Here is a 12,221-nt window from a genome sequence, read left to right as displayed (position 1 = left end):
TATTATGACAACCAACACAGTTACATTACAAACAGCACATATTGTAAGTTTAGGAGATATCGAAGAAGCTAAAGCAAGCATTAAACCATTTATTCGTCGAACACCTCTAATTAAATCAATGTATTTAAGCCAAAGTATAACTAAAGGGAATGTATTTCTAAAATTAGAAAATATGCAATTCACAGGATCTTTTAAATTTAGAGGCGCTAGCAATAAAATTAATCACTTAACAGATGAACAAAAAGAAAAAGGCATTATCGCAGCATCTGCTGGGAACCATGCACAAGGTGTTGCTTTAACAGCTAAATTATTAGGCATTGATGCAACGATTGTAATGCCTGAAACAGCACCACAAGCGAAACAACAAGCAACAAAAGGCTATGGGGCAAAGGTTATTTTAAAAGGTAAAAACTTTAACGAAACTAGACTTTATATGGAAGAATTAGCGAAAGAAAATGGCATGACAATCGTTCATCCATATGACGATAAGTTTGTAATGGCAGGCCAAGGAACAATTGGTTTAGAAATTTTAGATGATATTTGGAATGTGAATACAGTCATCGTACCAGTTGGCGGTGGAGGATTAATTGCAGGTATTGCCACCGCATTAAAATCATTTAACCCTTCAATTCATATTATCGGTGTTCAATCTGAGAATGTTCATGGTATGGCTGAGTCTTTCTATAAGAGAGATTTAACTGAACATCGAGTGGATAGCACAATAGCAGATGGTTGTGATGTAAAAGTTCCTGGTGAACAAACATATGAAGTAGTTAAACATTTAGTAGATGAGTTTATTCTTGTTACTGAAGAAGAGATTGAACATGCTATGAAAGATTTAATGCAGCGTGCCAAAATTATTACTGAAGGTGCAGGCGCATTACCAACAGCTGCAATTTTAAGTGGAAAAATAAACAATAAATGGCTTGAAGATAAAAATGTTGTTGCTTTAGTTTCAGGCGGGAATGTTGACTTAACTAGAGTTTCAGGTGTCATTGAACATGGACTGAATATTGCAGATACAAGCAAGGGTGTGGTAGGTTAAAACATTTAATCTTAAAAATGAGGTGTAATTATGTCAAATGGTAAAGAATTACAAAAAAATATAGGTTTCTTCTCAGCGTTTGCTATTGTTATGGGGACAGTTATTGGTTCAGGAGTATTCTTTAAAATATCAAACGTAACAGAAGTAACAGGAACAGCAGGAATGGCCTTGTTTGTATGGTTCCTAGGCGGCATCATTACCATTTGTGCGGGGTTAACAGCAGCAGAACTTGCTGCTGCAATCCCTGAAACAGGTGGCTTAACGAAGTATATAGAATATACATACGGTGATTTCTGGGGCTTCCTATCAGGTTGGGCGCAATCATTTATTTATTTTCCAGCTAACGTAGCAGCATTGTCTATCGTATTTGCGACACAGCTAATTAATTTATTCCATTTATCTATAGGTTCGTTAATACCAATAGCAATCGCATCTGCGTTATCTATTGTGTTGATAAATTTCCTAGGTTCAAAAGCAGGCGGAATTTTACAATCAGTTACTTTAGTAATTAAACTGATTCCAATCATCGTTATTGTAATTTTTGGTATTTTTCAATCTGGAGATATCACTTTTTCATTAATTCCAACTACAGGTAATTCAGGAAATGGTTTCTTTACAGCAATTGGTAGTGGTTTATTAGCAACTATGTTTGCTTATGATGGTTGGATTCATGTAGGAAATGTTGCGGGGGAACTTAAAAATCCTAAACGCGATTTACCTTTAGCGATTTCAGTTGGTATCGGTTGTATTATGGCTGTGTATTTATTAATTAACGCTACATTCTTATTAACGTTGCCAATAGAACTACTTGCTGGTAATTTAAATGCAGCTTCAGATACATCAAAAATATTATTTGGTGAAAATGGCGGTAAGATTATTACAATCGGTATATTAATTTCTGTTTATGGTACGATCAATGGCTATACTATGACTGGTATGCGCGTACCATATGCAATGGCTGAAAGAAAATTATTGCCATTTAGCCACTTATTCGCAAAATTAACAAAATCTGGCGCACCATGGTTTGGCGCAATTATACAACTTATAATCGCTATCATCATGATGTCAATGGGAGCATTTGATACGATTACAAATATGTTAATCTTTGTTATTTGGTTGTTCTATTGTATGTCATTTGTTGCGGTAATAATTTTAAGAAAACGTGAACCAAATATGGAACGACCATATAAAGTACCGTTATATCCGATCATACCTTTAATTGCTATTTTGGCAGGATCATTTGTATTAATTAATACACTGTTTACACAATTTATATTAGCAATCATTGGAATTCTAATAACAGCACTTGGTATACCAGTTTATTACTATAAAAAGAAACAAAAAGCAGCATAAGGTAAGATAACTAGCATTGAGAATAAATGGATGGACTACTAATAAATTTAAAGTTTTACACATTAAAATCAAAAACCATTCAATTATTCTATGGAACAGACAAATTTCTGTTATGGAATTTGTCTGTTTTTCAAAAGTATAGGGAGGCAAATAGAGATGGAAAAGCCGTCAAGAGAGGCATTTGAAGGCAATAATAAGTTGTTAATAGGAATTGTTCTAAGTGTAATAACGTTTTGGCTATTTGCACAATCATTGGTTAATGTTGTACCAATACTTGAAGATAGTTTCAATACAGATATTGGAACGGTTAATATCGCCGTTAGTATAACTGCTTTATTTTCAGGAATGTTTGTAGTAGGAGCAGGTGGTCTTGCTGATAAATATGGCAGAATTAAACTCACGAACATTGGTATTATCTTAAATATATTAGGTTCATTATTAATCATTATTTCAAATATTCCTTTATTACTTATTATAGGAAGATTAATTCAAGGACTTTCAGCAGCATGTATTATGCCTGCAACTTTGTCTATTATTAAGTCATATTACATTGGGAAAGATAGACAACGCGCTTTAAGTTATTGGTCAATTGGCTCATGGGGCGGCTCTGGTGTTTGTTCATTTTTTGGAGGTGCAGTTGCAACGCTTTTAGGTTGGCGTTGGATTTTCATCCTATCAATTATAATTTCATTAATTGCACTGTTTCTTATTAAAGGCACACCTGAAACTAAATCTAAATCGATTTCTCTAAATAAATTTGACATTAAAGGTCTGGTTCTTTTAGTCATTATGCTCCTCAGTTTAAATATTTTAATTACTAAAGGATCAGAATTAGGTGTAACCTCACTTCTTTTTATTACTTTATTAGCTATTGCAATTGGATCTTTTAGTTTATTTATAGTTCTTGAAAAGCGTGCTACAAATCCTTTAATCGATTTTAAATTATTTAAAAATAAAGCTTACACAGGTGCAACAGCTTCAAACTTTTTGTTAAATGGTGTTGCAGGAACATTAATAGTAGCCAACACATTTGTTCAAAGAGGTTTAGGATATTCTTCATTGCAAGCAGGAAGTTTATCAATCACTTATTTAGTAATGGTACTAATTATGATTCGTGTTGGTGAAAAGTTACTTCAAACACTCGGATGCAAGAAACCAATGTTAATTGGAACAGGAGTTCTTATTGTCGGAGAATGTCTCATTTCATTAACTTTCTTGCCAGAAATATTCTATGTCATTTGTTGTATTATAGGTTATTTATTCTTTGGTTTAGGACTAGGGATATATGCTACACCATCAACAGATACAGCAATTGCAAATGCACCGTTAGAAAAAGTAGGCGTTGCTGCAGGTATCTATAAAATGGCTTCTGCATTAGGTGGAGCATTTGGCGTCGCATTGAGTGGTGCAGTATATGCAATCGTATCAAATATGACAAACATTTATACAGGTGCAATGATTGCATTATGGTTAAATGCAGGTATGGGAATATTATCATTCGTTATCATTTTGTTACTTGTGCCTAAACAAAACGACACTCAATTATGATAATTGAGAATTAAATTGAAATCATACAAGTCGCTACAATATTAAACAAAAATATAAACCGATTCTTATGTGTCATTATTTTAAATGAACATAGGGATTGGTTTTTTATTACTCTTTTACGCTACTTTATTTATAATTATTATAAATTGTCACAAATTCAATTTACCTTACAATATATTTTGTGTTGTTATATTCTGGAGCATAAATAAATTGTTCAACACATAGTTGTAATGTGTTTCAATACTTTTTGGATAGATTGCGAAATTGTATTGAATCGTCATCGTTTTAAATTTTTAAATGAGAATGGAATGAGCATTACAATACACAAGCAATCAAAAGTAAATACATTCACAACACAACAGAGACATAACAACAAGATAAGGAGTGAACAATAGCTGTGAATTATCATGATAAAATTCAAAAGTTTAGTATTCGTAAATATACAGTTGGTACATTTTCAACTGTCATTGCGACATTGGTATTTTTAGGATTCAATACATCACAAGCACATGCTGCTGAAACAAATCAACCAGCAAGCGTGGTTAAACAGAAACAACAAAGTAATAATGAACAGACTGAGAATCGAGAATCTCAAGTACAAAATTCTCAAAATTCACAAAATGGTCAATCATTATCTGCTACTCATGAAAATGAGCAACCAAATATTAGTCAAGCTAATTTAGTAGATCAAAAAGTAGCGCAATCATCTACTACTAATGATGAACAACCAGCATCTCAAAATGTAAATACAAAGAAAGATTCGGCAACGGCAGCGACAACACAACCAGATAAAGAACAAAGTAAGCATAAACAAAACGAAAGTCAATCTGCTAATAAAAATGGAAACGACAATAGAGCGGCTCATGTAGAAAATCATGAAGCAAATGTAGTAACAGCTTCAGATTCATCTGATAATGGTAACGTACAACATGACCGAAATGAATTACAAGCATTTTTTGATGCAAATTATCATGATTATCGCTTTATTGACCGTGAAAATGCAGATTCTGGCACATTTAACTATGTAAAAGGCATTTTTGATAAGATTAATACGTTATTAGGCAGTAATGATCCAATAAACAATAAAGACTTGCAACTTGCATACAAAGAATTGGAACAAGCTGTTGCTTTAATTCGTACAATGCCTCAACGTCAACAGACTAGCCGACGTTCAAATAGAATTCAAACGCGTTCGGTTGAGTCAAGAGCTGCAGAGCCTAGATCAGTATCAGACTATCAAAATGCAAATTCATCATATTATGTTGAAAATGCTAATGATGGTTCGGGCTATCCTGTTGGTACATATATCAATGCTTCTAGTAAAGGGGCGCCATATAATTTACCAACTACACCATGGAATACATTGAAGGCCTCTGACTCAAAGGAAATTGCTCTTATGACAGCGAAACAAACTGGAGACGGGTACCAATGGGTTATTAAGTTTAATAAAGGACATGCTCCACATCAAAATATGATTTTTTGGTTTGCATTACCAGCAGACCAAGTGCCAGTAGGAAGAACTGACTTTGTAACAGTTAATTCAGATGGAACAAATGTACAATGGAGTCATGGAGCAGGAGCAGGTGCAAATAAACCACTTCAACAAATGTGGGAATATGGAGTAAATGATCCTCATCGTTCACATGACTTTAAAATAAGAAATAGAAGTGGCCAAGTAATATATGACTGGCCAACTGTCCATATTTATTCTTTAGAAGATTTATCTAGAGCGAGTGATTATTTTAGTGAAGCTGGAGCGACACCTGCTACTAAAGCTTTTGGTAGACAAAATTTTGAATATATTAATGGTCAAAAACCTGCTGAATCACCGGGTGTTCCTAAAGTTTATACTTTCATCGGTCAAGGTGATGCAAGTTATACAATTTCATTTAAAACACAAGGTCCAACTGTTAATAAATTGTACTATGCAGCAGGTGGGCGTGCTTTAGAGTACAATCAATTATTTATGTTCAGTCAACTATACGTCGAATCAACGCAAGACCATCAACAACGTCTTAATGGTTTAAGACAAGTGGTTAATCGTACATATCGCATAGGTACAACTAAACGTGTAGAAGTGAGTCAAGGAAATGTACAAACGAAAAAGGTATTAGAAAGTACAAACCTAAATATAGATGATTTTGTTGATGATCCTTTAAGTTATGTTAAGACGCCGAGTAATAAAGTGTTAGGATTTTATTCGAATAATGCAAATACTAATGCTTTTAGACCGGGTGGAGCCCAACAATTAAATGAATATCAATTAAGTCAATTATTTACTGATCAAAAATTACAAGAAGCAGCAAGAACTAGAAACCCAATAAGATTAATGATTGGTTTCGACTATCCTGATGCTTATGGTAATAGTGAAACTTTAGTTCCTGTTAACTTAACGGTATTACCTGAAATCCAACATAATATTAAATTCTTTAAAAATGACGATACTCAAAATATTGCTGAAAAACCATTTTCAAAACAAGCTGGGCATCCAGTTTTCTATGTATATGCAGGTAACCAAGGGAATGCTTCCGTGAATTTAGGTGGTAGCGTAACATCTATTCAACCATTACGTATTAATTTAACAAGTAATGAGAATTTTACAGATAAAGATTGGCAAATTACAGGTATTCCGCGTACATTACACATTGAAAACTCGACAAATAGACCTAATAATGCCAGAGAACGCAATATTGAACTTGTTGGTAACTTATTACCAGGGGATTACTTACTTTGGAACGATACGTTTTGGACGTAAAGAACAATTATTCGAAATTCGTGTTAAACCACATACACCAACAATTACAACGACAGCTGAGCAATTAAGAGGTACAGCATTACAAAAAGTACCTGTTAATATTTCGGGAATACCGTTGGATCCATCTGCATTGGTTTATTTAGTTGCACCAACAAATCAAACTACGAATGGTGGTAGTGAGGCAGATCAAATACCATCTGGTTATACGATACTTGCGACTGGTACACCTGATGGGGTCCATAACACAATTACTATACAACCAAAAGATTATGTTGTATTCATACCACCAGTAGGTAAACAAATTAGAGCAGTAGTTTATTATAATAAAGTAGTTGCATCTAATATGAGTAATGCTGTTACTATTTTGCCAGATGACATTCCACCAACAATCAATAATCCTGTTGGAATAAATGCCAAATATTATCGTGGTGATGAAGTTAGCTTTACTATGGGGGTTTCAGATAGACATTCTGGATTAAAAAGTACAACTATTACGACATTGCCAAGTGGTTGGACATCAAATTTAACTAAATCCGACAACAAAAACGGCTCATTAGCTATTACAGGTAGAGTCTCTATGAATCAGGCATTTAACAGTGATATTACATTTAAAGTATCAGCGACAGACAATGTCAATAATACGACAAATGATAGTCAATCTAAACATGTGTCAATTCATGTAGGTAAAATTAGTGAAGATGCTCATCCGATTGTATTAGGAAATACTGAGAAAGTTGTAGTAGTCAATCCGACTGCTGTATCTAATGATGAAAAGCAAAGCATAATTACTGCCTTTATGAATAAAAACCAAAATATAAGAGGATATTTAGCATCAACTGATCCAGTAACTGTCGATAATAATGGTAATGTCACATTACATTACCGTGATGGCTCATCAACAACGCTTGATGCTACAAATGTGATGACATACGAACCAGTTGTGAAATCTGAATATCAAACTGCCAATGCAGCTAAAACAGCAACGGTAACGATTGCTAAAGGACAATCATTTAATATTGGTGATATTAAACAATATTTTACTTTAAGTAATGGACAAGCTATTCCAAGTGGCACATTTACAAATATTACATCTGATAGAACTATTCCAACTGCACAAGAAGTTAGTCAAATGAATGCAGGCACGCAGTTATATCACATAGTTGCTTCAAATGCATATCATAAAGACACTGAAGATTTCTATATTAGTTTAAAAATCGTTGATGTGAAACAACCTGAAGGCGATCAACGTGTCTATCGTACGTCAACATATGATTTAACTACTGATGAAATCTCAAAAGTAAAACAAGCTTTTATTAATGCAAATAGAGATGTAATTACACTTGCCGAAGGTGATATTTCAGTTACAAATACACCTAATGGTGCTAATGTAAGTACTATTACAGTAAATATTAATAAAGGTCGATTAACGAAATCATTCGCGTCAAACCTAGCTAATATGAATTTCTTGCGTTGGGTTAATTTCCCACAAGATTATACAGTGACATGGACGAATGCAAAAATTGCAAACAGACCAACAGATGGTGGTTTATCATGGTCTGATGACCATAAATCTTTAATTTATCGTTATGATGCTACATTAGGTACTCAAATTACGACGAATGACATTTTAACAATGTTAAAAGCAACAACTACAGTGCCTGGATTGCGAAATAACATTACTGGTAATGAAAAATCACAAGCAGAAGCTGGCGGAAGACCTAACTTTAGAACGACTGGTTATTCACAATCAAATGCGACAACTGATGGTCAACGTCAATTTACGTTGAATGGTCAAGTGATTCAAGTGTTAGACATCATCAACCCTTCAAACGGTTATGGTGGGCAACCTGTTACAAATTCAAATACTCGTGTAAACCATAGTAATTCAACTGTTGTTAACGTAAACGAACCGGCAGCTAATGGTGCTGGCGCATTTACAATTGACCACGTTGTAAAAAGTAATTCTACACATAATGCAAGTGATGCAGTTTATAAAGCACAGTTATACTTAACGCCATATGGTCCAAAACAATATGTTGAACATTTAAATCAAAATACAGGAAATACTACTGACGCTATTAACATTTATTTTGTACCAAGTGATTTAGTGAATCCAACAATTTCAGTAGGTAATTACACTAATCATCAAGTGTTCTCAGGTGAAACATTTACAAATACGATTACAGCGAATGATAACTTTGGTGTGCAATCTGTAACTGTACCAAATACATCACAAATTACAGGTACTGTTGATAATAACCATCAACATGTTTCTGCAACGGCACCAAATGTGACATCAGCAACTAGTAAGACAATCAATTTATTAGCAACTGATACAAGTGGTAATACAGCTACAACTTCATTCAATGTAACAGTGAAACCTTTGCGTGATAAATATCGAGTTGGTACTTCATCAACGGCTGCTAATCCTGTGAGAATTGCCAATATTTCGAATAATGCGACAGTATCACAAGCTGATCAAACGGCAATTATTAATTCATTAACGTTTACTGAAACAGTACCAAATAGAAGTTATGCAAGAGCAAGTGCGAATGAAATCACTAGTAAAACAGTTAGTAATGTCAGTCGTACTGGAAATAATGCCAATGTCACAGTAACTGTTACTTATCAAGATGGAACAACATCAACAGTGACTGTACCTGTAAAGCATGTCATTCCAGAAATCGTTGCACATTCGCATTACACTGTACAAGGCCAAGACTTCCCAGCAGGTAATGGTTCTAGTGCATCAGATTACTTTAAGTTATCTAATGGTAGTGCCATTCCAGATGCGACGATTACTTGGGTAAGTGGTCAAGCGCCAAATAAAGATAATACACGTATTGGTGAAGATATAACAGTAACTGCACATATCTTAATTGATGGTGAAACAACGCCGATTACGAAAACAGCAACATATAAAGTAGTAAGTACAGTACCGAAGCATGTCTTTGAGACGAATAGAGGCGCTGTGTTCCCAGGCGTATCTGATGTGTATGATGCGAAACAATATGTTAAACCAGTTAATGATTCTTGGACACAAAATGCGCAACGTATGAATTTCCAATTTACAAATTCATATGGACCAAGTAAAGATGTGGTTGGTATTTCAACAAGGGATATTCGAGTTGCTTATGATAATCACCAAACGCAAATTATCAAGATTTTAGCAAAAGTTAAACCAGATCCACCGCGAATTGATGGCAACTCTGTGACTTATAAAGCAGGTCTTACTAACCAACAAATTAAAATTAATAATGTGTTAAGTAGTTCATCTATTAAATTATTTAAAGCAGATAATACGCCATTAACGATTACAAACACGACTTATGGTAGTGGTAATACTGCAGTTGTAACGGTAAGTGATGCGTTACCAAATGGTGTGATTAAGGCAAGGTCTTCTATCACAATGAATAATGTGACGTACACTACTCAAGATGAACATGGTCGAGCGATAGATGTAACAAGAAATGAATCTGTTGATTCAAATGACAGTGCAACAGTAACAGTGACACCACAATTACAAGCAACTACTGAAGGCGCTGTATTTATTAAAGGTGGCGACGGTTTTGATTTCGGACACGTAGAAAGATTTATTCAAAACCCGCCACATGGGGCAACGGTTGCATGGCATGATAGTCCAGATACATGGAAGAATACAGTCGGTAACACTCATAAAACTGCGGTTGTAACATTACCTAGTGGTCAAGGTACGCGTAATGTTGAAGTTCCAGTCAAAGTTTATCCAGTTGCTAATGCTAAGGCGCCATCACGTGATGTGAAAGGTCAAAATTTGACACATGGTACAAACGCTATTGATTACATTACATTTGATCCAAATACTAATACGAATGGTATTACAGCAGCATGGGCAAATAGACAACAACCAAATAACCAGCAAGCAGGCGTTCAACATTTAAATGTCGATGTCACATATCCAGGTATTTCAGCTGCTAAACGAGTTCCTGTAACTGTGAACGTATATCAATTTGAATTCCCTCAAACTACTTATACAACAACAGTTGGTGGCACTTTAGCAAGTGGTACGCAAGCATCAGGATATGCACATATGCAAAACGCTAATGGTTTACCAACAGATGGATTTACGTATAAATGGAATAATGCAGCAACTGGTACAAACGATGCAAACTGGGCAGCTATGAATAAACCTAATATGGCTAAAGTCGTTAACGCAAAATATGACGTCATCTATAACGGACATACTTTTGCAACATCTTTACCAGCGAAATTTGTAGTAAAAGATGTGCAACCAGCGAAACCAACTGTGACTGAAACAGCGGCAGGAGCGATTACAATTGCACCTGGAGCAAACCAAACAGTGAATACACATGCCGGTAACGTAACGACGTATGCTGATAAATTAGTTATTAAACGTAACGGCAGTGTCGTGACAACATTTACACGTCGCAATAATACAAGTCCATGGGTGAAAGAAGCATCTGCAGCAACTGTAGCAGGTATTGCTGGAACTAATAATGGTATTACTGTTGCAGCAGGTACTTTCAATCCTGCTGATACAATTCAAGTTGTTGCAACACAAGGTAGTGGTGAAACAATCAGTGATGAGCAACGTAGTGATGATTTCACAGTTGTCGCACCACAACCGAACCAAGCGACTACTAAGATTTGGCAAAATGGTCATATTGATATCACGCCTAATAATCCATCAGGACATTTAATTAATCCAACACAAGCAATGGATATTGCTTACACTGAAAAAGTGGGTAATGGTGCAGAACATAGTAAGACAATTAATGTTGTTCGTGGTCAGAATAATCAATGGACAATTGCGAATAAGCCTGACTATGTAACGTTAGATGCACAAACTGGTAAAGTGACGTTCAATGCCAATACTATAAAACCAAATTCATCAATCACAATTACTCCGAAAGCAGGTACAGGTCACTCAGTAAGTAGTAATCCAAGTACATTAACTGCACCGGCAGCACATACTGTCAACACAACTGAAATTGTGAAAGATTATGGTTCAAATGTAACAGCAGCTGAAATTAACAATGCAGTTCAAGTTGCTAATAAACGTACTGCAACGATTAAAAATGGCACAGCAATGCCTACTAATTTAGCTGGTGGTAGCACAACGACGATTCCTGTGACAGTAACTTACAATGATGGTAGTACTGAAGAAGTACAAGAGTCCATTTTCACAAAAGCGGATAAACGTGAGTTAATCACAGCTAAAAATCATTTAGATGATCCAGTAAGCACTGAAGGTAAAAAGCCAGGTACAATTACGCAGTACAATAATGCAATGCATAATGCGCAACAACAAATCAATACTGCGAAAACAGAAGCACAACAAGTGATTAATAATGAGCGTGCAACACCACAACAAGTTTCTGACGCACTAACTAAAGTTCGTGCAGCACAAACTAAGATTGATCAAGCTAAAGCATTACTTCAAAATAAAGAAGATAATAGCCAATTAGTAACGTCTAAAAATAACTTACAAAGTTCTGTGAACCAAGTACCATCAACTGC

3 protein-coding genes and 1 pseudogene (1 of these 4 cut by a window edge) are annotated in these 12,221 nt (G+C 35.0%); all 4 read left to right on the top strand.

What is annotated here, in order from left to right; translation table 11 throughout:
- Positions 1 to 4 precede the first annotated feature (4 nt).
- Entirely contained in the window at positions 5 to 1,045 is a 1,041-nt protein-coding gene (tdcB, locus tag KI230_RS07170) for a bifunctional threonine ammonia-lyase/L-serine ammonia-lyase TdcB (protein WP_000210828.1), read from the top strand.
- Positions 1,046 to 1,075: 30 nt separating this feature from the next.
- Positions 1,076 to 2,398 carry an APC family permease gene (locus tag KI230_RS07165; protein WP_000064778.1) on the top strand — a complete coding sequence of 441 codons (1,323 nt, stop codon included), beginning with the start codon at positions 1,076 to 1,078 and terminating at the stop codon, positions 2,396 to 2,398.
- 156 nt (positions 2,399 to 2,554) lie between these two features.
- Positions 2,555 to 3,946, top strand: a complete 1,392-nt coding sequence (norB, locus tag KI230_RS07160) for a multidrug efflux MFS transporter NorB (protein ID WP_000414685.1) — start codon at positions 2,555 to 2,557, stop codon at positions 3,944 to 3,946.
- A gap of 397 nt (positions 3,947 to 4,343) precedes the next feature.
- Positions 4,344 to 12,221, top strand: a pseudogene (gene ebh, locus KI230_RS07155) (hyperosmolarity resistance protein Ebh) (it continues 23,245 nt past the right edge of the window).

The sequence above is a fragment of the Staphylococcus sp. MZ3 genome (assembly GCF_018622755.1).
In the GTDB taxonomy this organism is placed as follows: Bacteria; Bacillota; Bacilli; order Staphylococcales; family Staphylococcaceae; genus Staphylococcus; species Staphylococcus aureus.
This window is presented reverse-complemented; position numbering and strand designations above follow the sequence as displayed.